This is a genomic window from Actinacidiphila sp. DG2A-62, from assembly GCF_035825295.1.
Lineage (GTDB): Bacteria > Actinomycetota > Actinomycetes > Streptomycetales > Streptomycetaceae > Actinacidiphila.
The window spans coordinates 4,554,424-4,579,765 of sequence record NZ_JAYMGI010000002.1 but is presented as its reverse complement, the minus strand read 5'-3'; the positions used below and the strand labels follow the sequence as shown (position 1 = coordinate 4,579,765).

24 protein-coding genes and 1 pseudogene are annotated in these 25,342 nt (G+C 72.2%); 8 read left to right on the top strand and 17 right to left on the bottom strand.

Going from position 1 to position 25,342, the window contains the following annotated elements:
* Nucleotides 1–63 precede the first annotated feature (63 nt).
* Nucleotides 64–1,005: a chitosanase gene (locus VSR01_RS20465; protein WP_326450626.1), complete on the bottom strand. Its 942-nt coding sequence runs from the start codon at nucleotides 1,003–1,005 to the stop codon at nucleotides 64–66.
* A 161-nt stretch (nucleotides 1,006–1,166) separates the two neighbouring features.
* Between VSR01_RS20465 and VSR01_RS20460 the strand changes: the two genes are divergently transcribed.
* Complete coding sequence (locus tag VSR01_RS20460; protein ID WP_326450625.1) at nucleotides 1,167–1,403, top strand: DUF2277 family protein; 237 nt, start codon at nucleotides 1,167–1,169, stop codon at nucleotides 1,401–1,403.
* Nucleotides 1,404–1,503: 100 nt separating this feature from the next.
* Complete coding sequence (locus VSR01_RS20455; protein ID WP_326450624.1) at nucleotides 1,504–1,944, top strand: PPOX class F420-dependent oxidoreductase; 441 nt, start codon at nucleotides 1,504–1,506, stop codon at nucleotides 1,942–1,944.
* Between the two features lie 28 nt (nucleotides 1,945–1,972).
* Here VSR01_RS20455 and VSR01_RS20450 read toward each other — a convergent pair whose 3' ends face one another.
* From VSR01_RS20450 to VSR01_RS20440, 3 genes are all read right to left on the bottom strand, one after another.
* Nucleotides 1,973–3,427 (bottom strand): LCP family protein, encoded by a 1,455-nt coding sequence (locus VSR01_RS20450; RefSeq protein ID WP_326450623.1) that lies wholly within the window; start codon nucleotides 3,425–3,427, stop codon nucleotides 1,973–1,975.
* A gap of 306 nt (nucleotides 3,428–3,733) precedes the next feature.
* Nucleotides 3,734–4,123 carry an anti-sigma factor antagonist gene (locus VSR01_RS20445; RefSeq protein WP_326450622.1) on the bottom strand — a complete coding sequence of 130 codons (390 nt, stop codon included), beginning with the start codon at nucleotides 4,121–4,123 and terminating at the stop codon, nucleotides 3,734–3,736.
* Between the two features lie 243 nt (nucleotides 4,124–4,366).
* The gene (locus VSR01_RS20440; protein ID WP_326450621.1) at nucleotides 4,367–5,233 is read right to left on the bottom strand and encodes a helix-turn-helix domain-containing protein; all 867 of its coding nucleotides are present in this window, start codon (nucleotides 5,231–5,233) and stop codon (nucleotides 4,367–4,369) included.
* Between the two features lie 200 nt (nucleotides 5,234–5,433).
* Between VSR01_RS20440 and VSR01_RS20435 the strand changes: the two genes are divergently transcribed.
* Nucleotides 5,434–5,895 (top strand): ATP-binding protein, encoded by a 462-nt coding sequence (locus VSR01_RS20435; RefSeq protein ID WP_326450620.1) that lies wholly within the window; start codon nucleotides 5,434–5,436, stop codon nucleotides 5,893–5,895.
* 37 nt (nucleotides 5,896–5,932) lie between these two features.
* Here the strand turns inward: VSR01_RS20435 and VSR01_RS20430 are convergent, their stop codons facing one another.
* Nucleotides 5,933–6,169 (bottom strand): DUF397 domain-containing protein, encoded by a 237-nt coding sequence (locus tag VSR01_RS20430; RefSeq protein WP_326453734.1) that lies wholly within the window; start codon nucleotides 6,167–6,169, stop codon nucleotides 5,933–5,935.
* Nucleotides 6,170–6,407: 238 nt separating this feature from the next.
* Here VSR01_RS20430 and metG point away from each other — a divergent pair, with 238 nt between their 5' ends.
* Nucleotides 6,408–8,141 (top strand): methionine--tRNA ligase, encoded by a 1,734-nt coding sequence (gene metG, locus VSR01_RS20425; protein ID WP_326450619.1) that lies wholly within the window; start codon nucleotides 6,408–6,410, stop codon nucleotides 8,139–8,141.
* A gap of 19 nt (nucleotides 8,142–8,160) precedes the next feature.
* Here the strand turns inward: metG and VSR01_RS20420 are convergent, their stop codons facing one another.
* From VSR01_RS20420 to aspS, 4 genes are all read right to left on the bottom strand, one after another.
* Nucleotides 8,161–9,042: a hypothetical protein gene (locus VSR01_RS20420; protein ID WP_326450618.1), complete on the bottom strand. Its 882-nt coding sequence runs from the start codon at nucleotides 9,040–9,042 to the stop codon at nucleotides 8,161–8,163.
* A 171-nt stretch (nucleotides 9,043–9,213) separates the two neighbouring features.
* Nucleotides 9,214–10,023 carry a hypothetical protein gene (locus tag VSR01_RS20415; RefSeq protein ID WP_326450617.1) on the bottom strand — a complete coding sequence of 270 codons (810 nt, stop codon included), beginning with the start codon at nucleotides 10,021–10,023 and terminating at the stop codon, nucleotides 9,214–9,216.
* Nucleotides 10,016–10,525, bottom strand: coding sequence for a SigE family RNA polymerase sigma factor (locus VSR01_RS20410; RefSeq protein WP_326450616.1), 510 nt, complete (start codon nucleotides 10,523–10,525; stop codon nucleotides 10,016–10,018). Before VSR01_RS20410 ends, VSR01_RS20415 begins: the two co-directional genes overlap by 8 nt.
* 63 nt (nucleotides 10,526–10,588) lie before the next feature.
* Nucleotides 10,589–12,364: an aspartate--tRNA ligase gene (gene aspS / locus VSR01_RS20405; RefSeq protein ID WP_326450615.1), complete on the bottom strand. Its 1,776-nt coding sequence runs from the start codon at nucleotides 12,362–12,364 to the stop codon at nucleotides 10,589–10,591.
* A 146-nt stretch (nucleotides 12,365–12,510) separates the two neighbouring features.
* On the opposite strand from aspS, the gene VSR01_RS20400 reads away from it, so the two are divergent.
* On the top strand, nucleotides 12,511–14,553 hold the full coding sequence (locus VSR01_RS20400) for an ATP-binding SpoIIE family protein phosphatase (protein ID WP_326450614.1): 2,043 nt from the start codon (nucleotides 12,511–12,513) through the stop codon (nucleotides 14,551–14,553).
* Between the two features lie 88 nt (nucleotides 14,554–14,641).
* Here VSR01_RS20400 and VSR01_RS20395 read toward each other — a convergent pair whose 3' ends face one another.
* Nucleotides 14,642–15,139 (bottom strand): LURP-one-related/scramblase family protein, encoded by a 498-nt coding sequence (locus VSR01_RS20395; protein WP_326450613.1) that lies wholly within the window; start codon nucleotides 15,137–15,139, stop codon nucleotides 14,642–14,644.
* Nucleotides 15,140–15,202: 63 nt separating this feature from the next.
* On the opposite strand from VSR01_RS20395, the gene VSR01_RS20390 reads away from it, so the two are divergent.
* The gene (locus VSR01_RS20390) at nucleotides 15,203–17,125 is read left to right on the top strand and encodes an NHL domain-containing thioredoxin family protein (protein WP_326450612.1); all 1,923 of its coding nucleotides are present in this window, start codon (nucleotides 15,203–15,205) and stop codon (nucleotides 17,123–17,125) included.
* A gap of 17 nt (nucleotides 17,126–17,142) precedes the next feature.
* Here VSR01_RS20390 and VSR01_RS20385 read toward each other — a convergent pair whose 3' ends face one another.
* The 4 genes and pseudogenes from VSR01_RS20385 to VSR01_RS20370 all read right to left on the bottom strand — a co-directional run bounded on the left by VSR01_RS20385 (nucleotide 17,143) and on the right by VSR01_RS20370 (nucleotide 21,636).
* On the bottom strand, nucleotides 17,143–17,379 hold the full coding sequence (locus tag VSR01_RS20385; protein ID WP_326450611.1) for a hypothetical protein: 237 nt from the start codon (nucleotides 17,377–17,379) through the stop codon (nucleotides 17,143–17,145).
* Between the two features lie 269 nt (nucleotides 17,380–17,648).
* Nucleotides 17,649–18,236 carry an RDD family protein gene (locus tag VSR01_RS20380; RefSeq protein ID WP_326450610.1) on the bottom strand — a complete coding sequence of 196 codons (588 nt, stop codon included), beginning with the start codon at nucleotides 18,234–18,236 and terminating at the stop codon, nucleotides 17,649–17,651.
* Nucleotides 18,237–18,379: 143 nt separating this feature from the next.
* A pseudogene (locus VSR01_RS20375) lies at nucleotides 18,380–19,677 on the bottom strand (M18 family aminopeptidase).
* A gap of 132 nt (nucleotides 19,678–19,809) precedes the next feature.
* The gene (locus tag VSR01_RS20370) at nucleotides 19,810–21,636 is read right to left on the bottom strand and encodes an acyl-CoA dehydrogenase (protein WP_326450609.1); all 1,827 of its coding nucleotides are present in this window, start codon (nucleotides 21,634–21,636) and stop codon (nucleotides 19,810–19,812) included.
* 202 nt (nucleotides 21,637–21,838) lie between these two features.
* Between VSR01_RS20370 and VSR01_RS20365 the strand changes: the two genes are divergently transcribed.
* Both VSR01_RS20365 and VSR01_RS20360 read left to right on the top strand, forming a co-directional pair.
* Complete coding sequence (locus VSR01_RS20365; protein ID WP_442785505.1) at nucleotides 21,839–22,318, top strand: SseB family protein; 480 nt, start codon at nucleotides 21,839–21,841, stop codon at nucleotides 22,316–22,318.
* 117 nt (nucleotides 22,319–22,435) lie between these two features.
* Nucleotides 22,436–23,398 (top strand): pirin family protein, encoded by a 963-nt coding sequence (locus VSR01_RS20360; protein WP_326450608.1) that lies wholly within the window; start codon nucleotides 22,436–22,438, stop codon nucleotides 23,396–23,398.
* A gap of 47 nt (nucleotides 23,399–23,445) precedes the next feature.
* Here VSR01_RS20360 and VSR01_RS20355 read toward each other — a convergent pair whose 3' ends face one another.
* From VSR01_RS20355 to VSR01_RS20345, 3 genes are read right to left on the bottom strand one after another with little or no spacing between them, the layout of a single operon-like run.
* Nucleotides 23,446–24,345, bottom strand: a complete 900-nt coding sequence (locus VSR01_RS20355; protein WP_326450607.1) for an endonuclease/exonuclease/phosphatase family protein — start codon at nucleotides 24,343–24,345, stop codon at nucleotides 23,446–23,448.
* Between the two features lie 27 nt (nucleotides 24,346–24,372).
* Nucleotides 24,373–24,864: a DUF6907 domain-containing protein gene (locus VSR01_RS20350; RefSeq protein ID WP_326450606.1), complete on the bottom strand. Its 492-nt coding sequence runs from the start codon at nucleotides 24,862–24,864 to the stop codon at nucleotides 24,373–24,375.
* On the bottom strand, nucleotides 24,861–25,292 hold the full coding sequence (locus VSR01_RS20345) for an ATP-binding protein (protein ID WP_326450605.1): 432 nt from the start codon (nucleotides 25,290–25,292) through the stop codon (nucleotides 24,861–24,863). Before VSR01_RS20345 ends, VSR01_RS20350 begins: the two co-directional genes overlap by 4 nt.
* Nucleotides 25,293–25,342 lie beyond the last annotated feature (50 nt).

The following is a 25,342-nucleotide window of genomic DNA, read 5'->3' as shown; positions in this document are numbered from 1 at the left end:
GCCCGCCGGGGGTGGGCGTGGGGTGGGGCTGCGGCGGGCCGGGGGTCGGAGGGGGGCCGGGAGCTAGGGGAGGGTGAGGATCTCGTACGGGTCGCCGTAGGTCTTCCAGCGCAGCGGCGGGTCGAGGTCGAGGTTGCCCGCGTTGAGGAAGACGCGCTGCTCGGTGTCGACGCGGCTGGTGTCGTCGTGCGCGTCCTCGGTCTTCATCGCGGCCTTGCGCGCGTCGAGGAAGGCGTTGAGGTAGGCGGTCTCGTCGCCGCCCTGGGCCGGCGTCCTGGCCTTCTTCATCGCGGTCTTGCGGATGCCGCCGAAGCTCACCGGGTCGTCGCCGGGGCCGTGCATCACGATCGCGTCGTAGTAGATGAACTGCCCGAGGGTGCCCAGCCCGTCGGACTTGGCCTGGCCGACGCTCGGGTCGAAGTAGACCGAGTCGCGCTCGTCGTTCTGCGCCTGCTGGAAGACGGTGTCCTTCGCCGCCTTCTTCCAGTCGCTGACGAACGCGCTGCCCAGCCCGGAGTGCGAGTCGGTGCCGTTGACCCGCTGCAGCGCGGGGATGTACTTGGCGAGGACGTTGCCGGGCTCCATGTCTTCGTAGTGCTGGACCAGTTCGAGCATGTCGCCGGTGCCGGAGCAGAAGCCGATGATGCCCGCGGTGTAGCCGCGGCCGTCGCCGATGTCCTCGATGTACTTGTACTGCGCCTTCCAGTCCAGCGAGGAGTTCTCCGCGGAGGAGACCAGCTCCATCGCGATCTCCTTCTTGTGCGGGTCGTCCAGGCCCGCCGCGTCCGTCCTGGGCGCGGCCGCGGCGGCGCGGGCCGCGTGGCGCCCGTGGGGGACGGCCGCGTCGGAGGTGCCGGCCAGCGCGAGGGACGCGCCGCCCGCCGCGAGCACGCCCGCCGCGGCGATCAGCGCGACGCGGCGGCTGGGACGCCTGGTGCGGGCGGGCCCGGAGGGTGGAGTGTGGGGGGAGTCGGGCAGCCGGGGGGAGTGGGGGGAGGACTGCATGTGCGTCTCCGTTTCGAGGGTTCGTCCGAGGAGGGCTCGGTACGCGTGCACGTGCGCCTGAGTTAGGAAAGCTTCCTAACCATTGCGGAGTATTGAAGCACCACCGCGCCCGTACGCCAAGGGGTCGCGGGACTGTCGCAGGCGCGCGTCACACTGGGGGCATGTGCAGAAGCATCAAGACCCTCCGCCCCCCGATGACTCCCGAGGTGCACGACGAGGACGTGCGGGCCGCCGCGCTGCAGTACGTCCGCAAGGTCTCCGGGTTCCGCGCGCCGGCCGCGCACAACCGCGAGGTGTTCGACGCCGCGGTGGAGGCCGTCGCCGCCGCCACCGCCGAACTGCTGGCCGGCCTGGAGGTACGCGGTCCGGCCCGCGCGGACACCCCCGCCGCGTCCTGACCGCGCGGCCCGAGCAGACCCCGCGACGTCCCCACGCGGCCCCCGCGGCCCGCGCCGTGTCCTGGCCGGGCCGCGCGCAGCCGTGACCTAGCCTGGCCGCATGGAGCAGATGACCCCCGCCGAGTGGCACGCCTTCGTCTCCACCGGGACCCGTACCGGCAAGCTCGCCGTGCTACGGGCCAACGGCCGCCCGCACGTGACGCCGGTGTGGTTCGTGCTGGACCACGGCGACCCCGACGACGTCCGGGTGATGTGGAACACCGGCGCCGACTCGCTCAAGGGCCGGGCGCTGCGCCGCGACCCGCACTTCGCGCTGTGCGTGGACGACGAGGCGCCGCCGTTCTCCTTCGTGCTGCTGGAGTGCACCGCGGAGATCGACGAGGACCCGGCCCGGCTCAAGGAGTGGGCGACCCGGATCGGCACCCGCTACATGGGCCCCGACCGCGGCAGGGAGTTCGGCGAGCGCAACGGCGTGCCCGGCGAGTACCTGGTCGTCGGCCGCGTCGACAAGGTCACCGCGCACCGCGCCGTCGCGGACTGAGCGCCCGGCCGCCGTAGCGGGCGGCGGCTCACCCGTACGACAGCTTCGAGCACGGATTCGCGTCCGCGCTCCGCGCCTGCTGCGTGATCGCCGTGGACAGCGGCTTCGGCGTCGCCGCCGCCGTCTTCGCGTAGTCCTGCCCGAGCACCAGGTTGATGCCGTCGATGTTCAGCGGCACCAGCTCCGCGCCCGGGAAGAGCTTGGCCAGCGACCGGGCCTGCGCAGCGTCCGCCGACCCGTACTCCACCCGCGTGGTGGGGTGGTCCTGCGACTTGGCGGTCGAGGTGCCGGTCACCGTGAAGTGGTCCGCGGTGAGCTTGTCCGCGGCCTTGCCGGCCAGCCCGGTCGTCGTGGTGCCGTTGAAGACGTCGACCGCTATGCCGGTGCCGTCCACGGTCGGCGCCGGGGTGGGCTTGGGCTGCACCTTGCCGGAGGCGTTGACGCCCTCCAGCGTGCGGTCCGCGCGCAGCTCGGCGAACAGGTCGTCCACGTCCGGGTGCACCAGGTCGATGCGCGGACCGTCGTACTTCCACGGCGCGGTGACGAACTGGATGTTCTTCAGGTCGATGTTCTTCAGCGACAGGCCGAACGACATCAGCTTGCTCGCGCTGCCCAGCCCCGGGTCGACGGTCAGCGACTTGGTCGCCGCGTCCGCCAGCGGCAGCAGCGTGGTCGGGTTCATGCCGTTCTTCTTGACCTTGCTGATCAGCGCCGACAGGAACGCCTGCTGCCGCATCATCCGGCCGACGTCGGAGTTGTCGCCGACGCCGTGCCGCACCCGGACGTAGTCCAGCGCCTTCTGCCCGGACAGGTTCTGCATCCCGGCCTGGAGGACGACGTTGCCCTTGTAGCCGAGGTTGGGGTTCATGTCCCCCTGGTAGATGTTGTTGGGCACGCAGACCTCGACGCCGTGCACGGCGGAGGTCATGGCCGCGAAGCCGGCGAAGTCGACCACCATGGTGTGGTCCACCCGCAGGCCGGAGAGCTTCTCGACGGTGTTCTGGGTGCAGGCCGGGTTGCCCTTGGCCGTGTTGCCCATGGAGAAGGCCGAATTGAACTGGGCCTTGGGCTGGTCCGGCGACCACTGGCCGTCCGGCAGCAGGCACGGCGGTATGTCCACCAGCGAGTCGCGGGGTATGGAGATGCCCACCGCGTGCTTGTGGTCGGGGTAGACGTGCAGCAGGATCGTGGTGTCCGAGCGGCCGATCGGGCCGGCCGCCGAGCCGCCGAGCTTGCCGTTCTCGCCGGAGCGGGTGTCGGAGCCGATCAGCAGGACGTTCACCGGCTTGTCGCCGTTGGCGTCGGCCTGGGCGGCGGCCGGGCGGTTCTTGCTCAGGCCGGCCGCGTCGAAGGTGCTGATGTTGGCGTTGAGCTTGAGGTAGATCGCTCCGCCGGCGCCGACCACCAGCACCGCGAGCGCCACAACGACGCCGATGATCCAGCGTTTGCGGCTCCGCTCGCGCTTGCGCCCACGTACGCCCATTCCCACACCTTCGGTCCGGTGGCTTGCGCGCACTCGACGGAAGCCCCACGTTTACCACTTGGGTCGGGCGGAATATATGACTCCCGTCACACTCCGTCCGGTCCGGGCCATGACCCGGCGAACCACTGTACGGGCTGAAAATGTGGACGCGGTTAAATGTGAGAAGGGCCTCCCGAAAACCCCCGAAAGCGCACTTTCCGGCACGCGCCGGCATCGAGGCGGGAGGCGGGAGCCGGGGCGCGGGAGCCGCGAGGACGGGAGCCGCGAGGACGGGAGCCGCGAGGACGGAAACCGCCGCGGCCGCGGTCACCGCATCTGGTCACGCAAGGCGTCGTCGAGATGACGGTACGGATGGAAGAGGCCGTCGAGCCCGGTGAGCGCGAGCAGTTTCCTGGTGGCCCGCAGATCGCACGCCATGGCCACCCGGCCGCCGCGGTCGGTGATCCGGCGGCGGGCGCGCACCAGCAGCGAGAGCCCGAAGCAGTCGATGAACTCCACCGGGCCGAGGTCCAGCACCACGGTCAGTGGCGGCGGCCCCTGCGCGGCGGCGGCCAGATGCGGCTCGATCGCGTCGGCGCTGCCGAGGTCGATCTCGCCGCGCAGCTCGACCACGGTCACCGGACCGAGCCGGTAGCTGCGGGCGTTGGCGGTCGGCGGCGGTACGGCATCACCCGCGCGCGACTGCTCCTGCTGCACCGTACGTCCCCTCGTAACGCCAGCCCCACGCGTGACCCGCGGCAACCGTAGTGCCACCCCGCGGTCGCCCGGGAGGGCGTTGCGGACATAGAGGGACGTTATTCACCTCGGGGGTGAAGATCAAGAACACCGTCCGCACCGGGCCGGATTCACAGGCGGGAGCTTCGGGGCCGCGGGCCGGAGCTTCGGGGCCGCGGGCCGGAGCCCCGGGGCCGCCGGCGGCGCGAGGTCGCCGCCCCGCGCTCACAGGTCCCGCTGGAAGGCGTGCAGCCAGTCCAGCGACGCCGTGGTGTCCAGCGCCATCCGGTCCAGCGCGTCCATCGCCCGGGTGTACTCGGCGACCTCGTCGGCCTTGTCGATGTAGAGCGCGCCGGTCAGCTGTTCCAGGTAGACCAGGTCCGGCAGGTCCGACTCGGGGAAGCTCAGCAGGGTGAAGGCGCCTCCGCCCGCCGCGTGGCCGCCGGCCGCGAAGGGGAGGATGCGCACGCCCACGTTCGGCGCCTCGGCGGCCTCCAGCAGATGGCGTACCTGCTCCCGCATCATCGACGGAGTGCCGAACGGACGCCGCAGCGCGCCCTCGTCCATCACCGCGACGAAGTGCGGGGCCTGCTCGGAGACCAGGAGCTTCTGCCGCTCCAGCCGCAGGCCCACCCGGCGCTCCACCCAGGGCTCGGCCGCCTCGGGGTGGCCGAGCCGGATCACCGACCTTATGTACTCCTCGGTCTGCAGCAGTCCGTGCACGAACTGCACCTCGAAGGTGCGGATCAGCGCGGCGGACTCCTCCAGGCCGACATAGGTCTGGAACCAGGTCGGCATGACCTCGCCGTAACCGTGCCACCAGCCGGCCGCGTTGGCCTCGCGGACCAGGCCCAGCATGGCCAGCCGCTCGCCGTCGTCGGTGACGCCGTACAGGGTCAGCAGGTCGGCGACGTCGCGCTCCTTGAAGCTGACCCGTCCCAGCTCCATGCGGCTGATCTTCGACTCGGACGCGCGGATCGAGTACCCCGCGTCCTCTCTGCTGATGCCCCGGGTCTCCCGCAGTCGCCGCAGCTGCGCACCCAGCAGCATTCGTCGCACGATGGACCCGCCTCCCGGCTGCCCTGCACTCATAGGTCACGCTCCGCCCTCGGCTCATCAGCAGTCTGCCACTAACGCACTGCGGGCAGTACCCATTCGGTCACTCTCCAACGCCGCGTGCATCATTGCATGCAGATGCACGTGCAGACGCTCTTGCATCACAGGGTGCCGATCCATGAGCATGGGGGCGTGCAGACACCTCGGGGGCTCGCATGAGGGCAGAGGCCACGGCAGTGCTGGAACCGTTATGGCAAGGCGTGCTCGCGCCCGAGCGACTCGCCGCCAACCACGGGGCCACCTGTGAGCTGCCCGCGGCCCTCGAGTCGGTCCGCGAGGCCCGCAGGTTCACCACGGCGACGCTGCGGCACTGGGATCTGGCCGCGCTGCGCGAGTCGATCGAGCTGGTCGCCTCCGAACTGGTCACCAACGCGCTGCGGTACGCCGTGCCGGTGGGCGCGGTGGGCACGCCCATCCGGCTGAGCCTGGTGCGCTGGACCTCGCGCGTGGTCTGTGCGGTGCGCGACCCCAGCGGGGTCGCGCCGATCGCCAAGGACCCCGACTACGTGGCCGAGACCGGCCGCGGCCTGCACCTGGTCGAGTCGTACAGCGAGAACTGGGGATGGCACCCGCTGAACGGCGCCGGCAAGGTGGTCTGGGCGCTGTTCCTCGCACCGGTCACGATGTGCAAGGAATGATCGCCCGGTAAAAGGCGATAAAAGGTGATCGGCGCCACTACGGCATCAGGTGGTCGAACTCCCCCGCCTTGACGCCGATGATCATCGATTCGATCTCGGCGCGCGTGTATATGAGCGCCGGCCCGTCCGGAAAGCGTGAATTGCGCACGGCGACGTCGCCGTCGGGCAGCGCCGCGAACTCCATGCATGTGCCATTGGCGTTGCTGTGACGGCTCTTCTGCCAGACGACGCCCGTTAGGTCTTCTGCCGCCATTCCGTTGTGCGTTTGGCGCATCAGCTTCTCCCCATAAGTGCCTTGCCTGGTACCGGAGATGATAACTCGTGATGCGAGCACGTGCATCTGCACGTGCAAGTGCACGTGCAGTAACTGGCTGTGATGTCCACCCCCAGTCGTCGTCTGCCCGTTCGGCGGCGGGAAAACCCGGCGGGATACGGCTGGCGGGTCGGATATGATATTGACGGTCCGTAGTTGGACGAACTCACTCCGCGCAACGAATCGGGAGCAGCCTGCAATGGCTCGTCACCTCATCACCTCCGCCCTGCCCTATATCAATGGGATCAAGCACCTGGGCAACATGGTGGGGTCCATGCTCCCGGCGGACGTCTACTCCCGTTACCTGCGCCAGCGCGGCCACGAGGTGCTCTACATCTGCGGAACCGACGAGCACGGCACCCCCGCGGAACTCGCCGCGAAGGAGGCAGGACTTCCGGTCGACGTCTTCTGCGCGCAGGCGCACGACGCGCAGAAGGCGATCTACGACGGTTTCGAGCTGTCCTTCGACCACTTCGGCCGCAGTTCCTCCGCGCAGAATCGGGAGATCACCCAGGAGTTCGCCCGCGCGCTCTTCGCCAACGGCTTCATCGAGGAGCGGTCCATCCGGCAGGTGTACTCGCTGGACGACGAGCGCTTCCTGCCCGACCGCTACATCGTCGGCACCTGCCCGCACTGCGGGTACGACAAGGCGCGCGGCGACCAGTGCGAGAACTGCACCCGGGTGCTCGACCCCACCGACCTCATCGAGGCGCGCTCCGCGATCAGCGGCAGCGACCGGCTGGAGGTCCGCGAGACCAAGCACCTCTTCCTCCTCCAGTCCGCGCTGGCCGGCGAGGTCGAGGCGTGGATCGACGCCACCAGCGCCGACTGGCCGACCCTGGCCTCCTCGATCGCCCGCAAGTGGCTCACCGAGGGGCTGCAGGACCGCGCGATCACGCGCGACCTCGAATGGGGAGTCCCCGTCCCCGCCGACACCTGGCCCGAACTGGCCGCCGAGGGCAAGGTCTTCTACGTCTGGTTCGACGCGCCGATCGAGTACATCGGTTCCACCAAGGAATGGGCGGACGAGGACCCGGCGAACCGCGACTGGAAGTCCTGGTGGTGGCAGGCGGACTCCGGCGAGAATCCCGTGCGCTACACGGAGTTCATGGCGAAGGACAACGTGCCCTTCCACACCGTGATGTTCCCCGCCACCCAGCTGGGCACACGCGAGCCGTGGAAGAAGGTCGACCACGTCAAGGCGTTCAACTGGCTGAACTACTACGGCGGGAAGTTCTCCACCTCGCAGCGCCGCGGCGTCTTCACCGACGCCGCGCTGGACCTGCTGCCCGCCGACTACTGGCGCTACTTCCTGATGGCCAACGCGCCGGAGTCCGACGACACCTCCTTCACCTGGGAGCTGTTCGCGTCCTCGGTGAACAAGGACCTGGCCGACACCCTCGGCAACTTCGTCAACCGCGTGCTGTCCTTCTCCCGCAAGCGGTTCGGCGACGAGGTCCCGGCCGGCGCGAAGCCCGGGGCGGTCGAGGCCCGGCTCGGCGAGCAGATCGCCGGACTGCTCGCCGAGTACGAGACCCACATGGAGACACTCCAGTTCCGCAAGGCCGCCCAGGCGCTGCGGGCGCTGTGGAGCGCGGGCAACTCCTACCTGGAGGAGAAGGCGCCCTGGCTGGAGATCAAGACCGACCCGGAGGGCGCGGCGCTGACGCTGCGCACCGCGATGAACCTGATCCACCTGTACGCGGTGGTCTCCGAGCCGTTCATCCCGGCCTCGGCGAAGGCGATGCGCGGGGCGTTCGCGCTGCCGGCCGACGACGCCACGTGGGTCACCCCCCAGCAGGCCGCGGCGCTGGACACGGTCCCCGCGGGCACGCCGTTCACGGTCCCGCCGGTGCTGTTCGCGAAGATCACCGACGAGGACCTGGAGTCGTACGTCACCCGCTTCGGCGGCGACCCGGAGGCTGCGGCCTGAGAAACGGCCAGGCCCCGGCTCACCGCGCCAGCGCGGCCGCGTCGCCCATCACCACCACCGGGTGCAGTGCCGGGTCGAGGGTGCGCAGCAGGGTCACCATCACGCGCTTGGGCAGGCTGACGCAGCCCTCGGTGGGGCCGCCGTGGTCGACGTGCAGCCAGATGCCGCCGCCGCGGGACTCGCCCATGGGGCGGGTCCAGTCGCGCGGGGACATGCCGGGCTTGCGGTTGTAGTCGATCGCGATGACGTAGTCGAAGGCGCCGGCCAGCGGTTCGCCCTCGACACCGGTGCCGTGCACGTCGAAGCCGATCGGCGCGTGGTCGTAGCTGAGCTTGGTGCCGGGGGAGGGCAGCCGGCCGCTGGCGTCGGTGAGCGTGAACACGCCGATGGGCGAGCGCAGGTCGCCGGTGTGGTGGCGGTCGGTCCAGCCGTGCGCCGCGTTGTGCGCGCGCCAGGGCGGCCCGGCGGGGGCCCAGCCGCCCCGGGCGTCGCGGCGGAAGAGCCGGACCGTCGAGGTGGTCGCGTCGTGCCCGTCGCCGGTGACCAGCGCCGCCTGCTGGGCGCCGGCGGGTATCTGCGCGCGGGTGCGGGGGCCGACGCCGGGCAGCTGCGCGGGCTCGACGGGCGCGGTGGGCAGCGCCGAGCCGTCCGGCTGGGGCGCCCCGCGGCCGGCCCGGCCCACCGCGGGCTGCCCGCTGGTGAGCGGGGCGACGTCGGCGATCCGGGACGGCCGCGCCCCGGACTCCCGCTGCGCGCCGCACCCGGCGACCAGCGCGGCGGCGGCCAGCACCCCCGTGCAGGCGAGCACCGCGGCCGGCACGGACACCGCGGCGCGGCGGCGGTGCCGGCGGGACCCGGCGGTACGGCGGGGACGCGAGGGGCGGAACCGTTCGGTGGACATGGCGGCGTACGGGCCTTTCACGAGGCGGGGCCGGGATGGGGGGGCCGGGGTCGGGGGCCGGGGGGCCGGGGCCCGGATCGGAGCCCGGAGTCGGGATCAGGAGGAGTCGGGGCCGGGGCCGGCCGGGACGGGTGCGGAGCCAGGGCCGGGACGGACCTCGGGTGGGCGCGGTCAGGAGAAGTCCGCGCCGGCGATCAGCTCGCGGGCGCGCGTCTCCTGTTCGGGGGTGGGGTCGGCCAGGCACGCGGTGGCGACGACGACCGCGGGCGAGCCCGAGCCGTCGGCGAGCAGCGCGCCGAGCTGCTCGGTGCCGCCGACCGCCCGGCACGCGTCGACCACGCTCTCGCCGGTCACACCGGTCCGGCCGGGCCCCCGCGCCTTGTCGGCCATGCCCTGGTCCAGCGACAGCGTGAACTGCACCAGGACCCCGTCCGTGTCCAGCATCCGCACCAGCGGCGTGCAGAAGTCGTCGCGCTGGGTGGCGCAGCCGGCCTGGGGCAGCGCGAGGTCCTGCGAGGACACGTACGCCCTGGGACTGTCATGCGCGACCAGCACGGACCACTTCGCGGGCACCGCCACGCGCAGCCCGCTGAGCGTGGGGAACCTGCGCGGCATCGCGGTGGGCGCGAAGGTGGCCTCCCCCGTCGTCGTGGGCACGGCCGTCGGGGGCGCGCTGCCGGCCGCCGGGTCCGAGGCGGTGCCGGACGCGGTGCCGGTGACGGTGGGCGCGAGGGTGCCGGTGGCGTCCGGCGGCGGGCTGCCGCCCGGATCGGTGGCGCCCGGCAGCAGCAGTCCCGCGGCGGCGACCGCGAGCACCGCGGTCGCGGACAGGCCCGCGGCCCGGCGCCGCCTGCGACGCCGCACCCGCTCCCGCACGCTCTCCAGCCGCTGGGCGGGCGCGGGCAGTTGGGGCACGGCGCGCTCCAGCAGCACGCGCAGTTCCTGCTCCTCGCGGGCGCCGTCGGGGGTGGGGTCAGTCACCGTGCTCGCCCCCGTCCACGGCGACCGCGGCGGGCAGCCGGGACCGCAGCGAGTGCAGCGCCTTGGACGCCTGGCTCTTGACCGTGCCCTCCGAGCAGCGCAGCACGGCCGCGGTCTCCGCGACGCTCAGGTCCTCGAAGTAGCGCAGCACCACGACCGCCCGCTGGCGCACCGGCAGCGAGCGGATCGCCGCGGCCAGCGCGTCCTCCAGGTCGACCGCGGCGAACGGGTCGCTCACCGCGGCCCGGTCCGGCAGCTCCCCGTGCGGGAGTTCGCCCCGCCAACGCCGCCGCCACCAGGAGGCGTGCGTGTGCACCAGCGCCTTGCGCGCGTACGCTTCGGGGTTCTCCGCGGCGATCCGCGACCACTTGGGCCAGATCCTGGCCAGCACGGTCTGCAGCAGGTCCTCCGCGAGGTGCGCGTCGCCCGTGAGCAGCCAGGCGACGCGGAGCAGCCTCGGGCCCCGCGCCGCCACCCACTCCTCGAACCCCGGTTCGCTCACCGTCTGTCCTCTCCACACCCCTCCAACCGGGTGCGAGCCCCCCGAGGTTGCCCGGCGCCGGGATCAGGACTTCGGCGCGGCCCGGCGCAGCTGCAGGTGCAGCTCCCGCAGGCGGGCCTCGGAGACCTCCGACGGCGCTCCCATGAGCAGATCCTGCGCGTTCTGGTTCAGCGGGAAGGCGATCGTCTCGCGGATGTTCGGCTCGTCCGCGAGCAGCATCACCATGCGGTCGACGCCCGGCGCGATGCCACCGTGCGGCGGCGCGCCGAAGTGGAAGGCGCGCAGCATCCCGCCGAACTCCGCCTCCACGGTCGCGCGGTCGTAGCCGGCGATCTCGAACGCGCGGTACATCACCGCGGGTTCGTGGTTGCGGATCGCGCCGGAGGACAGCTCGATGCCGTTGCAGACGATGTCGTACTGCCAGGCCAGGACGTCCAGCGGGTCCTTGGTGTCGAGCGCTTCCAGGCCGCCCTGCGGCATCGAGAACGGGTTGTGGGAGAACTCGATCTGCCCGGTGTCCTCGTTGCGCTCGAACATCGGGAAGTCCACGATCCAGCAGAACCGGAAGACGTTCTCCTCGAACTGCCCGGCGCGCTTGGCCGCCTCGACCCGGACCGGGCCCATGATCCTGGAGACCTCGTCGAATTCCCCGGCTCCGAAGAGGATCGCGGTGCCCGGCTCGGCGCCGACCGCGGCGATGAGCGCGGCGGTGTCCTGCTCGGTGAGGAACTTGGCGATGGGGCCGGTGAGTTCGTACTTCTCCGGGGAGCCTCCGACGCGCACCCAGGCCAGGCCCTTGGCGCCGAGCGAGACCGCGTACTCGCCGAGCGAGTCGAAGAACTTCCGCGGCTGGTCGGCGGTGTCGGGCACGGCCAGCGCGCGGACGTGCTTGCCGGCGAACGCCTTGAAGCCGGAGTCGGCGAAGACCGCGGAGACGTCGACCAGTTCGAGCGAGGTGCGCAGGTCCGGCTTGTCGTTGCCGTACTTCAGCATCGACTCGCGGAACGGGATGCGCGGGAACGGCGAGGTGACCGTGCGGCCGCCGCCCAGCTCGGTGAACAGGTCGGTCATCACCTTCTCGATGACGCCGAAGACGTCCTCCTGCTCCACGAAGCTCATCTCGACGTCGAGCTGGTAGAACTCGCCGGGCGAGCGGTCGGCGCGGGAGTCCTCGTCGCGGAAGCACGGCGCGATCTGGAAGTAGCGGTCGAAGCCGGAGATCATCAGCAGCTGCTTGAACTGCTGCGGGGCCTGCGGCAGCGCGTAGAACTTGCCGGCGTGCACCCGGGAGGGCACCAGGAAGTCGCGGGCGCCCTCCGGCGAGGTGGCGGACAGGATCGGGGTGGCCATCTCGTTGAAGCCCAGCGCGGTCATCTCGCGGCGCAGGAAGGAGATCACCTGGGTGCGCAGCATGATGTTGCGGTGCATGCGCTGGCGGCGCAGGTCCAGGAAGCGGTTGGTGAGCCGCAGCTCCTCGTTCGCGTTGTCCTCGGGGAAGACCGGGAAGGGCAGCGGGTCGGCGGCGCCGAGCACCTCCAGGGAAATCACCTCGACCTCGACCTCGCCGGTCGGCAGCTCCGGGTTGACGTTCTCCGCGGCGCGGGCCACCACCCGGCCGTCCACGCGCACCACGGACTCCTTGGACTGGCTGCTGAGCTGCTCGTAGACCGGGGAGCCGGGGCGCGCGACGAGCTGGGTGAAGCCGTAGTGGTCGCGCAGGTCGACGAAGAGGATGCCGCCCAGATCGCGGCGATTGTGCAGCCAGCCGGACAGGCGGACGTCGGTGTCGACGTCGGTGGCGCGCAGCTCTCCGCAGGTGTGGGACCGGTACCGGTGCATCGTTCGTCCAAGTCGTCGGTTCGATGGGGACGCGCGGCTCGGCGTGGCGGCCGCGGGGTGAACCCCGACAGCCTACCGGCGGCACCGGCCCGCTCCCCATTCGGATACGTTGGCCTATACCACCCTTGTCCTCCTAAACTGGGCGAATGCGCACCGAGGACGTCCTCGCCGCCGTGGGCTACGGCCTGTGGCAGTGGGACGAATCCACCGGAACCGTCACGGTCGACGGCCGCGCGGCCCGCCTGCTGGGACTGTCCGGAGGCCCCGCCACGCACCGCTCGGCCGCGGTACGGGCCTGCCTGCACGCCTCGGACTACGTCGCCCTCGCCTCCGCGGTCTCGCTGGCCACCGCGGACGGCTCGGTGGCCGAGTCGCTGCTGCGCGTGGTGGGCCGGGACGGCAGCGTGACGCGCACCGTGCGGGCCCGGCTGCGGCCGCAGGGCCCGCTGCTCAGCGGCACCGTGCACGAGGTGCGCGAGCGGGCCGGCCGGGGCCCGGGCGCCGCGCCCGTGGACTGGCGGCGCTCGCGGGAGGCGTTCCTGCTGGACGCCGGCCGCGCGCTGGCCGAGGCGGACTCCACCGCGGAGGTGCTGCGGGTGGCCTCCACGCTGTCCATGCCCGGCTTCTCCCCCGACGGCCTGGCGGTCTTCGGGGTCGAGGGCGACCGGCTGGTGCTCATCGGCCACCACGGCCAGGACGGCGCCGCCGCCAACGACGCCTTCGACGGCATGCCGCTGGCCGCGGACTACCCGGCCGCCCAGGTCGCCCGCACCGGCCAGGCGGTCTACGTGGCCAGCCCGCAGGAGTACGAACGGCGCTTCCCGGGGATCTGGCCGGTGGTCAAGACCTTCGAGCGGGTCTCGTGGGCGTATCTGCCGCTGACCGTGGCGGGCACCACGATCGGCGCCTGGATGGCGGCCTTCCGCGAGCCGGTGCGGTTCACCCCGGACGAGCGGTCGGTGCTCACCACGGTCGCCCGGATGCTCGGGCAGGCGCTGTCCCGGGCCCATGTGCACGAGTCGGAGCGGGCGCTGTCCGACGGCCTGCAGCGCACCATGCTGCCGGTGCGCGAGCCCGGCATCGACGGGATGGCGGTCGCCGCGCGCTATGTGCCGACCGGCGGCGGGCTCCAGGTCGGCGGCGACTGGTACGACGTGATCGGGCTGCCGTCCGGGAGCACCGCCATCGTCATCGGCGACGTGCAGGGGCACGACGTGCGGGCGGCCGGCCTGATGGGCCAGCTGCGCATCGCGCTGCGGGCGTATGCCGCCGAGGGGCACGGCCCGGACGCGGTGCTCTCGCGCGCCTCCCGGTTCCTGGCCGGCCTCACCCAGGAGGCCGGGCCGGACGACGTGCGCTTCGCGACCTGCCTGTACCTGGAGGTCGACCCGGCGACCGGCAGCGTGGACGTGGCCAGGGCCGGGCACCCGGAGCCGGCCGTCCGGCTGGGCGACGGCACCACGATCGTGCGCCGCACGCCCGGCGGGCTGCCGCTGGGCATCGAGCCGGACAGCGACTACCCGACCGCGCGGCTGGCGCTGGAGCCCGGCGAGGTGCTGCTGCTGTGCACCGACGGGCTGATCGAGACCGGCGGCCACGACCTGGACACCGGCTGGAACCGGGTCTTCGAGGTCTTCGAGGCCGGTCCCGCCGACGATCTGGAGGAGCTGGCGGACTCCCTGGTCAGGGCGGTGCACGGACCGGCCTCGCACCACACCACCGGGCCGCTGGCCGACCGCCGGGAGGACGACATCGCCCTGGTGCTGCTGCGCCGCGACCCGGACGGCCCGACCTGCGCGGTGCCGGTGCGCCGCACCGTGCTGCGGGTGGCGCAGAACGCGCCGGCCCAGATCAGCGCGGCCCGCGACGACATCCGGGCGCTGCTGCACGACTGGCGGTCGCCCGACCAGGTGGAGTCCGCGATTCTGCTGGTCTCCGAGCTGATCACCAACGTGCTGGTGCACACCGACGAGGACGCGGTGCTGACCGCGCAGGTCATCGGCATGCCCGGCACCCGCAGGCTGCACGCCGAGGTCGGCGACCGCTCCGACGACATGCCGCACCGCCGCAGCCCCGGCGAGATGGCCTCCTCCGGGCGCGGCCTGCTGCTGATGGAGGAGCTCGCCGACGCCTGGGGCGTGGACCCCCGGGGCGACGGCAAGGCCATCTGGTTCGAGATCGACGAGTAGCCGCGCGGCCCCTGGCGCGGCGGCCGGGTGGGCGCGCGGGCCCGAGGCGGCGGCCCCGGGCGGCCCCGGGGGTCCGCCGCCCGCCCGGCTACCCGTCCTCGCCGTGCTCCTTCTCCACCAGCCGGTCCACGCACACCGCCACGGCGATCAGCATGGCCGGATCGGCGTCCTCGCGTTCGACGTCGATCGCGTAGGAGTCGCGCAGCGAGAACCAGCGGCGGGAGATCCGGGCCAGCCGCTCGCCCTCGTACTCGATGTCGTACTCCTTGTCGATCAGGTCGCCGCGCACCTCCAGCTCCTCACCGGAGGCCAGCTCCGCCCGGTAGACGTCGTGCAGCAGCGCCAGCCGCTTCTTCTTCACGGTCACCAGCGTCTGCCCGTCACGCTCGACGGTCATGGCGTCACGCAGCGACAGCAGCTTCTTGTGGATGACGGCCAGCACCGCGCCGCCGGGGTCCTGCAGCTCCAGCGTCTCGCGCACCCTGAGCACCTTGCCGTCGACGTAGAACGCCCTGCGGCCGTGCTCGTCCTCGATCCAGTAGTCGTCGCCGACGGCGAACATCTTCTCGCGCACCACGTATTTCATGCCCGGATGCCTACCCCCTGCGGCGGCTCTCGGTCCGTGCGCCGATGATGTTTCATGGGAGGCATGACTGCACGTGCACGCGTCCGGGCCCCCGAGCTGATCGGCGAGGGCGGCTGGCTGAACACCGGTGGCAAGAGCCTGACCCTCGCCGACCTGCGCGGATCGATCGTGATCCTCGACTTCTGGACCTTCTGCTGTGTGAACTGCCTGCACGTCCTGGACGAGCTGCGGGAGCTGGAGGAGCGGCACCGGGACACCGTGGTGATCGTCGGCGTGCACTCCCCGAAGTTCGTGCACGAGGCCGAGCACCAGGCGGTCGTCGACGCGGTCGAGCGCTACGAGGTGCACCACCCGGTGCTGGACGACCCGCGGCTGGCCACCTGGAAGCAGTACGCGGTGCGCGCCTGGCCGACGCTGGTGGTGATCGACCCCGAGGGGTACGTGGTCGCCCAGCACGCCGGCGAGGGCCACGCGCACGCGCTGGAGCGGCTGGTCACCCGGCTGGAGAAGGAGCACGCGGCCAAGGGCACGCTGCGCCGCGGCGACGGCCCGTACGTGCCGCCGGAGCCGGTCGCCACCGACCTGCGCTTCCCCGGCAAGGCGCTGGCGCTGCCCGTCTCGGGGCACTACCTGGTTTCGGACTCCACCCGGCACGCCCTGGTGGAGCTGGCCGCGGACGGCGAGACGGTGATCCGGCGGATCGGCTCCGGCGAGCGCGGCCTGGTCGACGGAGACGCGGCGACCGCCCGGTTCAGCGAGCCGCAGGGCCTGGCCCTGCTGCCGACGGGCGAGATCGTGGTCGCCGACACCGTCAACCACGTGCTGCGCCTGGTGGACCCCGAGAGCGGACGGGTCAGCACGGTGGCCGGCACCGGCCGGCAGTGGTGGCAGGGCTCGCCCAGTTCCGGTCCGGCGCGGGACGTCGCGCTGTCCTCGCCGTGGGACGTGGCGTGGTTCGAGGGCCGGGTGTGGATCGCGATGGCCGGCGTGCACCAGCTGTGGACGTACGACCCGGCGGCCGACCGGGTCGAGGTGGCGGCCGGCACCACCAACGAGGGCCTGGTCGACGGTCCGGCGGCCGAGGCGTGGTTCGCCCAGCCCTCGGGCCTGTCGGCGGCGGGCCCCCGGCTGTGGGTCGCCGACTCCGAGACGTCGGCGCTGCGCTGGGTCGAGCGGGTGGACGCGGCGCCCGGGGCGGCCGACGGCGCGGCAGGCGCGGCAGGCGGCGTCGGGGACGCGGCCGGCGGCGAGGGCCCTGGCGAGGACTACGAGGACTACGTGGTGCGGACGGCCGTCGGCACCGGCCTGTTCGACTTCGGGCACCGCGACGGGCCGGCCGGGCAGGCGCTGTTCCAGCACCCGCTGGGCGTCACCGCACTCCCGGACGGCAGCGTCGCGGTCAGCGACACGTACAACAACGCGCTGCGCCGCTACGACCCGGTCTCCGGCGAGGTGTCGACGCTCGCCACCGACCTGCGCGAGCCCTCGGACGCGGTGGTGGTCGACGACGACGTGGTGGTCGTGGAGTCCGCGCGGCACCGGCTGACCCGGCTGCACCTGCCGGAGGAGGCGGTACGCGTCGAGGCGGTGGCCCACCGCACCCGGCGGGCCGCGACCGACGTGGCGCCGGGCGCCTTCCGCCTCGACGTGGTCTTCAGCGCGCCGGCCGGGCAGAAGCTGGACGAGCGCTACGGCCCGTCCACCCGGCTGCTGGTCAGCGCGACGCCGCCGGAACTGCTCAAGGAGGGTGCCGGCAAGGGCACCGACCTCTTCCGCGACCTGGTGCTCGATCCCGGGGTGCCGGAGGGCGTCCTGCACGTCTCGGCGATGGCCGCGTCGTGCGACGACGACCCGGTGAACCCCTATCCCGCCTGCCATGTGCACCAGCAGGACTGGGGGGTGCCGGTGCGGCTCGCCGAGGGCGGCGACGCCCGGCTGGCGCTGGTCCTGGCGGGGCTCGACGACCAGGACGCACCGCCTCAGTGAGCAGACGGGCCGGTCGGTCAGTAGCGGTTGCCGGGGTAGTAGCGCTCCTCCACGACGGGCGGCACGTCACCATCAGCCGTGGGGGGTACGCGCCGGCGCTTGAAGATGCTGACGTAGGCCGCGAGACCGATGATGCCCACGCCCATCATGATCAGGCCGAGCAGATCCACGTTGACGCCCTTCGCGTGCCAGTCGGTCGCGAAGGTGATGATCGCACCGGCCGCGATCAGAATGATGCAGCCTCCGATGCCCACGGTCCTCGCCTCCATCAATTGTGTCCAGGTAGAGGGGAGTTCCCCTCGTCGGCCGCCTACCCGGGCTTCCGACGAGCAATCACCACCCGCCGCTGCGGGGCGTACCGGCCGGCCGCGGCCCGAGGAGCGGGACGGATAAGCGTGACCGGAGAGCGGACAGGAGAGCGGACAGGAGAGCGGCGCTCCTCCCGCGGCTGCGGGAAAAGCGCCGGGAGCGGACCGGGGGACGGGGGGACGGGAGGCCGTGGTGCGCGCGGCGGGGCCGCGCGTCAGGGCTTGATGACGACCGACTTGACGATCTTGTCGGCGAACGTCTGGCGCTTGGCGTCCCACAGCGGCCACAGGAAGCCGAGCAGGCACGCGAGCGCGTCCAGGATGTGCAGCAGGCGGCGGCCGATGGCCAGGCCCACGCCCAGCACGTTGCCGTCCGCCTCGCGCAGCACCCGGGTGCCGACCGCCATCTTGCCGGGGGTCTGACCCCTCGTGCCCTCCAGGTAGCCGAACACGATCAGGGCCAACAGGCTGGCGATCGACGGCCCCAGCCGGCCGAGGGCGATCGCGAGGATGATCTCCGCGACGCCGACGATCACGCCGTCGATGATCGACGCGAGCACGCGCCAACCCCAGTGCGCCAGCGGCGGCATGCCCACCGGCTGCTGGCCGTAGGCGGCCATGTCCTGCTGCGGCGCGCCGGGGTAGGAGGGTATGCCGCCGGGCTGCGGCTGCCCGTAGGGACCGGGCTGGCCGGGGATGCCGCCCTGCTGCCCGTACGGATTCTGGCCGTAGGGGTTCTGTCCGTAAGGCCCGGGCTGGCCGCCGGGGGGACCGCCGTACGGAGGTGGCTGGTTCTCAGTCATGGCCGCGAGTAAATCAGTTGGACCTCTTGTCGCATAGACGGACAGGGAACGGGATTGTCACATTCCGGACACGCCCCGGGAGTTGGGGCGCGGCCGGGCGCGGGGCGGGGCGCGGGACGCTGGTCGGGGCGGGGCTGGGCGGGTCAGCCGCGCAGGAATGCGTGCAGGGCGCTCGCCAGCAGGTGGGGGTCGTCCGCGCCGCACAGCTCGCGGGCGGAGTGCATGGACAGGATCGGCACGCCCACGTCCACGGTGGTGATACCGAGCCGCGCCGAGGTGATCGGGCCGATGGTGGTGCCGCACGGCATCGCGTTGCTGGACACGAAGTGCTGGAAGGGCACGCCGGCGCTCTCGCACGCCGCGGCGAAGACGCCGCGCCCGCCGCCGTCGGTGGCGTAGCGCTGGTTGACGTTCGTCTTCAGGATGGGGCCGCCGTTGGCCCGCGGGTGGTGGGTGGGGTCGTGCTTCTCGGGGTAGTTGGGGTGCACGGCGTGGCCGACGTCGGAGGACACGCACACGGTGCCGGCCAGCGCCCGCATCCGGTCCTCGTAGTCGCCGCCGCGGGCGTGCACCGAGCGCTCCAGCACGTTCCCCAGCAGGGGGCCCTGGGCGCCGGTGTCGGCCTCGCTGCCGTTCTCCTCGTGGTCGAAGGCGGCGAGCACCGGGATGTGCGGCAGCTCGCCGCCGCCGGCGGCCGCGGCGGCCAGGGCGGCGGTGCAGGCGTGCACCGACAGCAGGTTGTCCAGCCGGGGGAGGCCAGCAGCTCGCGGTCCCGGCCGAGGTAGGCGGGCGGCTGCACGTCGTGCGTCATCAGGTCCCAGCCGACCACGTCCTCCGCGTCCAGCCCGGCCTCGGCGGCGAGGAAGCCGATCAGGTCGCCGTCGGACGCCTCGCCAAGACCCCACAGCGGCTGGAGGTGGCGCTGGCGGTCCAGCGCCAGTCCGTCGTTGACCCCCCGGTCGAGGTGGACGGCGAGCTGGGCGACGCGCAGCAGCGGGCGGTGCACGTCGACCAGCGCGGTGGAGCCGTCGCGCAGCGTCAGCCGCCCGGCCAGGCCCAGGTCGCGGTCCAGCCAGCTGTTGAGCAGCGGCCCGCCGTAGATCTCCACCGCGACCTGTCGCCATCCCGCGGCGCCCATGTCCGGGCGCGGCTTGACCCGCAGGTTCGGCGAGTCGGTGTGCGCGCCGACCACGCGGAACGGCGTGTGCGGCGCGGCGCCCTCCGGCACGTGCCAGGCCACGATCGCGCCGCCGCGCACCACATACCGCCCGCCGCTGCCGGCCTCCCAGGGCTCGGACTCGGCCAGCCGCCGGAAGCCGGCCTTGTCCAGCCGCTCGGCCACGGCGGCCACCGCGTGGTACGGCGTGGGGCTCGCCGTGACGAACGCGGCGAGGTCGTCGGTGTGGGTGCGGTCGAACGCGCGGTGCGGTGTGCTGGTCATGCGCGACAGCTTAGTTTCGGCCGTCCGAACGCCGCGGACGGCCTGTGGAAAACTCCCACAGGCCGTCCGCCGCCGTCCTGGCCGGTACGGCGCGCCGCCGGAAGGACCCCGCGCGTCCGTCCCGCGCGTCCGTCAGAAGGACTCCTCCGGCAGGTCCATCACGTCGAGCGTGACCGACTCGGCGACCGTCCGCTGGACCCCGACGCCCGGCAGCACCGACTCGGCGAAGAACTTCGCCGCCGCGATCTTGCCCGCGTAGAACGCGGCGTCCTTGCCCGTCGCCGACGGCAGCTTCTCCGCGGCCACCGCGGCGCCGCGCAGCAGCAGGTAGCCCACCACCACGTCGCCGGAGGCCAGCAGCAGCCGGGAGGTGTTCAGGCCGACCTTGTAGATCGAGCGGACGTCCTGCTCGGTGGCGGCCAGGTCGGCGAGCATCGTGCCGACGATCGCCTCCAGGTCCACCGCGGCCTTCGCCAGCTGGTCGCGGGCGGCGGCCAGCTCCTCGCCGCCGGACGCCTCGGCGAGGAACTTCTTGATCTCCTCGCTCAGCCCGGTCAGCGCCTGGCCCTGGTCGCGGACGATCTTCCGGAAGAAGTAGTCCTGGCCCTGGATCGCCGTGGTGCCCTCGTAGAGGGTGTCGATCTTGGCGTCCCTGATGTACTGCTCGACCGGGTACTCCTGGAGGTAGCCGGAGCCGCCGAAGGTCTGCAGGGACTGGGCGAGCTGCTCGTAGGACTTCTCCGAGCCGTAGCCCTTGACGATGGGCAGCAGCAGGTCGTTCAGGCTGTGCAGCTGCTTGGCGTCCTCGCCGTTCGCCTCCGCGACCTGGATCGCGTCCTGCACCGAGGCGGTGTAGAGCACCAGGGCGCGCATGCCCTCGGCGTACGCCTTCTGCGTCATCAGCGAGCGGCGCACGTCGGGGTGGTGGGTGATGGTGACCTTGGGCGCCGCCTTGTCCATGAACTGCGCGAGGTCCGGGCCCTGCACGCGCTCCTTGGCGTACTCCAGCGCGTTGAGGTAGCCGGTGGACAGGGTGGCGATGGCCTTGGTGCCGACCATCATCCGGGCGAACTCGATGATCCGGAACATCTGCCGGATGCCGTCGTGCTTCTCGCCGATCAGCCAGCCCTTGGCCGGGTGCTTGTCGCCGAAGGTCATCTCGCAGGTGTTGGAGACCCTCAGGCCCATCTTGTGCTCGACGTTGGTGGCGTAGACGCCGTTGCGCTCGCCCAGCTCGCCGGTCTCCGGGTCGAACTCGTACTTGGGCACCAGGAACAGCGACAGCCCCTTGGTGCCGGGTCCCGCGCCCTCGGGGCGGGCCAGCACGTAGTGCAGGATGTTCTCGGACATGTCGTGCTCGCCCGAGGTGATGAAGCGCTTGACGCCCTCGATGTGCCAGGAGCCGTCGTCCTGCTTGATCGCGCGGGTGCGGCCCGCGCCCACGTCGGACCCGGCGTCGGGCTCGGTGAGCACCATGGTGGAGCCCCACTGCTTCTCCACCGACAGCGCGGCGATCTTCTTCTGCTCCTCGGTGCCCTCCTCGAAGAGGATGCCGGCGAAGGCCGGGCCCGAGGAGTACATCCACACCGCGGGGTTCGCGCCCAGCACCAGCTCCGCGTACGACCAGATCAGGGAGCGGGGGGCGGTGGTGCCGCCGATCTCCTCGGGCAGTCCCAGCCGCCAGTACTCGGCGTCCATGAAGGCGGCGTAGCTCTTCTTGAAGCTGTCCGGGATCGGCGCGGTGTTCGTCTCGGGGTCGAAGACCGGCGGGTTGCGGTCGGCGTCGGCGAACGACTCGGCGAGCTCGTTCTCGGCCAGGCGGGCCAGCTCACCGAGGATGTCCTTCGCGGTGTCCACGTCCATCTCCGCGAACGGACCCGTGCCGTAGAGCTGGTCGCGGCCGAGGACCTCGAAGAGGTTGAACTCGATGTCGCGGAGGTTCGACTTGTAGTGGCCCATGACGAGGCTCCGTCTCGCTGCTGCGTTCACGTCTGGTCGAGAAGTACGTGAGGTACGTGTGGTGAAGGCTGTGGTGAAGGTCGGACACATGGTCGTACGACGATGATGCTACCCGGGAGTAACAACAAGCAACCCCAGACCTGCGGATGTGACGGTTTCCTCTCCGCCGTGGCGGGCAGCCGTGTTCGTTAGGCTAGGGCGCGTGTACGGCTACGAGCAGAGCGTGAACCCCGGCCCCGGTCCCGGCGGGCCGATCCCCGGCCAGAGCTCCATGCCCGGCCCCGGCGGCTACCAGGAGCCGGCCCCCGCCTACCCCGAGCCGTCCCCGCCGTCGCTGGCCGACGCGGTCCGCGCGTTCACCACGGGATCGATGTCCGCCGAGGACTTCCAGGCGATCTTCGCCACGTCCAAGATCTACTGCCCGCGCGGCGAGAACCCCGGCTTCCTGGCGCTGCACGACACCCAGCAGCCGGTCATCCCGATGTTCTCCTCGCTCAAGGAGCTGCGCCGCTACGCCGGCAAGGAGTCGAAGTACTTCGTGATCACCGGCGCCGAGGTGCTCGACCTGCTGCCCACCGGCTACGGCTTCGTGCTCGACATCGACGGCCAGCACCGGATGGTCTTCGACGCGAAGGCCGTCGAGCAGATGGTCGACTTCACGATGCGCCGGATGTACGGCTGAGGCGTTCCCCGCACCGCTGAGCGCTCCTCCGGGAGGGTGACGGAATAGTCACGCCTTGCTAGATGTTCAGAGTTCAACTAACTTGGCCCGTGGACATCATTCGAGGAGGCACCCCACATGCCCGCCGTGACCGTAGAGAACCCGCTGAGCCTGCCGCGCGTGACCGCGCCGGCCGACGCGAGGCCGCGCCAGGCGCTCGCGGTGAGCACCGCGCCGAGCGGCCTGGAGGGGGAGGGCTTCCCGGTGCGCCGCGCCTTCGCCGGCGTCGACTACCGGCACCTCGACCCGTTCATCATGATGGACCAGATGGGTGAGGTGGACTACGCGGCCGGCGAGCCCAAGGGCACGCCATGGCACCCGCACCGCGGCTTCGAGACCGTCACCTACATCATGGACGGCACCTTCATCCACCAGGACAGCCACGGCGGCGGCGGCACGATCACCGACGGCGACACCCAGTGGATGACCGCGGGGTCCGGGCTGCTGCACATCGAGACGCCGCCGGAGTCGCTGGTGATGAGCGGCGGCCTCTTCCACGGCCTCCAGCTGTGGGTGAACCTGCCCAAGCGCGACAAGATGATCGCGCCGAAGTACCAGGACATCCGCGCCGGCGGGCTGAAGCTGCTGACCTCCGCGGACGGCGGCGCGCTGATCCGGCTGATCGCCGGCGACCTCGACGGCCACCGCGGCCCGGGCGCCACCCACACACCGATCACCATGCTGCACGTCTCGCTCACGCCGGGCGCCGAGCTGACGCTGCCCTGGCGCGAGGACTTCAACGCCCTGGCGTACGGCCTGGCGGGCGCGGGCTTCGCGGGCCCGCAGGCGCGGCCCTTCCACATGGGCCAGGCGGTCGTCTACGGCGACGGGACCTCGCTGACCCTGCGGGCCGCGCCCACGCAGGACTCGCGCAGCGCCAACTTCGAGGTGGTGCTGCTCGGCGGCCGCCCGATCCGCGAGCCGATGATGCAGTACGGCCCGTTCGTGATGAACACCCACGCGGAGCTGGCCCAGGCCTTCGACGACTTCCAGGCCGGCCGCCTCGGCACGATCCCGGCGGACTCCCCCTACGGCCGCTGAGGCCCCTCTTCTCGGACCGACTGGGCCCCCTTCGCCGGCCCGCCCGGTCAGGTCGGCAGGTCGAGGACGAGCGACAGGGCGGCGTGGTCGGTCAGCCCCAGCTCCACCGGCGCGTGGTCGTACGCGCACTGCCGCACCTGGGCGCGGTGCGGCGCCGTGACGAAGGCGTGGTCGAACCGGTAGCCCCTGCCGCTGCGGCCGACCCAGCTGTGCCCGGCGGCCGTGGGATGCAGAACGCGGAAGGCGTCGGTGAGTCCGGCCTCGGCGAAGGAGCGGTAGAAGGCGTACTCCCAGTCGCCGTAGACGGCGTGGTGGGGGACGTGCCCGGGCTCCACCACGTTGAGGTCGCCGGCGGCGATCACGGGGCCGCCGCCGAACGACGCGAGGAAGCCGGGCAGCGCCTTCGCGACCGCGTCCTGGAACGCCCGCTTGGCCTCGTTGCGGCGCTCCCTGGGCCCGCGCGAGGGGACGTACAGGCCGAGGAGGAGCACCGGCTGGTCCCCGACCCGCACGGTGGCCGCGGGAGCGCGGTGCGGGAGGACACCGATGCCGCTGGGGACGGGGCTCAGCGGGCCCCCGCGGGAGGCGAGCACGGTCCGGTAGTCCGCGGCGTCGGCCTCCGGAGCGACCACCGAGCCGTACCCGCACCCGGCCAGCGCGGCGGTCAGCGCCGCGCCGCCGGGGCCGGAGCCGACCTCGGTGACCACGACGAGGTCGGCGGCATCCTGCGCGGCGATCCACTCGGCCTGCCGCCACGCCCGCGCCGGGGCGGCGTGCTGCGCGTTGAACACCAGCACGCGCACCGCGTCCGCACGCGCCCGCCGCCGCGCCACGGCGGAGCCGGGCAGCGAGAGCTGATCACCGCGGGCGGTCATCGTCGCCGGGCCTCCGTGTCGTCGAGCAGTCGAGAACGACGTCGCCTGCCAGGACGGCGGCGTTCTCAGCATGCCCGACACAGTAACGGCGCGGCTGGGTCATATGGCCGGGTCGTCGGCGCGATGGCGTGCCGCCCAGTCGGCACGGGCGGCTGCGAGTTCCGGCGCGACCGTGCCCGTCAATCGGTCGGCCAGAGCCCTCAGCCGCCGGCCTAGATCGACCACGCCGGCCGGGTCCAGGTCCCTGATCCAGAAGTCGTCCACGATCTGGAGGTTGACCACCGGCAGGTCCGCTTCGCCGTCCTCACCGAACGGAACGCAGTCGATCGTGACCACCAGCACGCCTGCGTCCAGCGCCGAACCCGTCCCCGTGACCACGCGGGCGACCAAGCCACCGCGATCGGCCTGACGGACGATGCCGGCCAGGTGGAACTGCAGCCTATCCGGCCGTACCGCGGTCCTGCTCGGGTCGTCCTGAGCCCACCACGGCAGATACCCGCGGACGATCTCCCCGCCGCTGGTCGTGACGACCCACGTCCGGAACGGCGACCGGGGCCGTGCGGATTCGCGATCGTCATGTGCGCGCGTCACGAACGCACCTCGTCCTGACTGCCGGTGCACACCGCCCACACCGACTTCCCCGGCCCGTCCCGATCGCCAAGACCCCAGGCTCCGCCCGTCAGCGCGTGGACCAGATCCGGGCCGCGCCCGGACTCTTCGTCAACCCGAGCCCGGCGCGGCTCCGGCCTGCTGTCACCGGCGTCATGGACCCCGATCCGCACTCCGTCCGCCAGCCGCTCGAACCGGGTAGCGATCACGTTGCCGAACGGCGGATGCGCATGCGTGATCGCATTCGTCACCAACTCCGAGAGGATCAGTTGGGCATCCTCCGTGATCTGCGGCAGGCCCCACGCGGCAAGGTACCCGGCGAGCAGCCGCCGCGCCCTGCCCACCGACTGGGCAGCTGGCGGCCACGTCCTGACGACCGACGGACGTCCATCAGCGAGAGTCTGCTTCACCTCTGCGCCTCCGCATGCCCGGCCCGACGAAGCCTGCGATGCGGCGCAGA

What these genes read in the sequence shown, in the direction of transcription:
- VSR01_RS20465 (WP_326450626.1), bottom strand. Translation starts at nt 1,005, where the DNA reads ATGCAGTCCTCCCCCCACTCCCCCCGGCTGCCCGACTCCCCCCACACT.
- VSR01_RS20460 (WP_326450625.1), top strand. Translation starts at nt 1,167, where the DNA reads ATGTGCAGAAGCATCAAGACCCTCCGCCCCCCGATGACTCCCGAGGTG.
- VSR01_RS20455 (WP_326450624.1), top strand. Translation starts at nt 1,504, where the DNA reads ATGGAGCAGATGACCCCCGCCGAGTGGCACGCCTTCGTCTCCACCGGG.
- VSR01_RS20450 (WP_326450623.1), bottom strand. Translation starts at nt 3,427, where the DNA reads ATGGGCGTACGTGGGCGCAAGCGCGAGCGGAGCCGCAAACGCTGGATC.
- VSR01_RS20440 (WP_326450621.1), bottom strand. Translation starts at nt 5,233, where the DNA reads ATGAGTGCAGGGCAGCCGGGAGGCGGGTCCATCGTGCGACGAATGCTG.
- VSR01_RS20430 (WP_326453734.1), bottom strand. Translation starts at nt 6,169, where the DNA reads ATGCGCCAAACGCACAACGGAATGGCGGCAGAAGACCTAACGGGCGTC.
- metG (WP_326450619.1), top strand. Translation starts at nt 6,408, where the DNA reads ATGGCTCGTCACCTCATCACCTCCGCCCTGCCCTATATCAATGGGATC.
- VSR01_RS20420 (WP_326450618.1), bottom strand. Translation starts at nt 9,042, where the DNA reads ATGTCCACCGAACGGTTCCGCCCCTCGCGTCCCCGCCGTACCGCCGGG.
- aspS (WP_326450615.1), bottom strand. Translation starts at nt 12,364, where the DNA reads ATGCACCGGTACCGGTCCCACACCTGCGGAGAGCTGCGCGCCACCGAC.
- VSR01_RS20400 (WP_326450614.1), top strand. Translation starts at nt 12,511, where the DNA reads ATGCGCACCGAGGACGTCCTCGCCGCCGTGGGCTACGGCCTGTGGCAG.
- VSR01_RS20395 (WP_326450613.1), bottom strand. Translation starts at nt 15,139, where the DNA reads ATGAAATACGTGGTGCGCGAGAAGATGTTCGCCGTCGGCGACGACTAC.
- VSR01_RS20390 (WP_326450612.1), top strand. Translation starts at nt 15,203, where the DNA reads ATGACTGCACGTGCACGCGTCCGGGCCCCCGAGCTGATCGGCGAGGGC.
- VSR01_RS20380 (WP_326450610.1), bottom strand. Translation starts at nt 18,236, where the DNA reads ATGACTGAGAACCAGCCACCTCCGTACGGCGGTCCCCCCGGCGGCCAG.
- VSR01_RS20370 (WP_326450609.1), bottom strand. Translation starts at nt 21,636, where the DNA reads ATGGGCCACTACAAGTCGAACCTCCGCGACATCGAGTTCAACCTCTTC.
- VSR01_RS20360 (WP_326450608.1), top strand. Translation starts at nt 22,436, where the DNA reads ATGCCCGCCGTGACCGTAGAGAACCCGCTGAGCCTGCCGCGCGTGACC.
- VSR01_RS20355 (WP_326450607.1), bottom strand. Translation starts at nt 24,345, where the DNA reads ATGCTGAGAACGCCGCCGTCCTGGCAGGCGACGTCGTTCTCGACTGCT.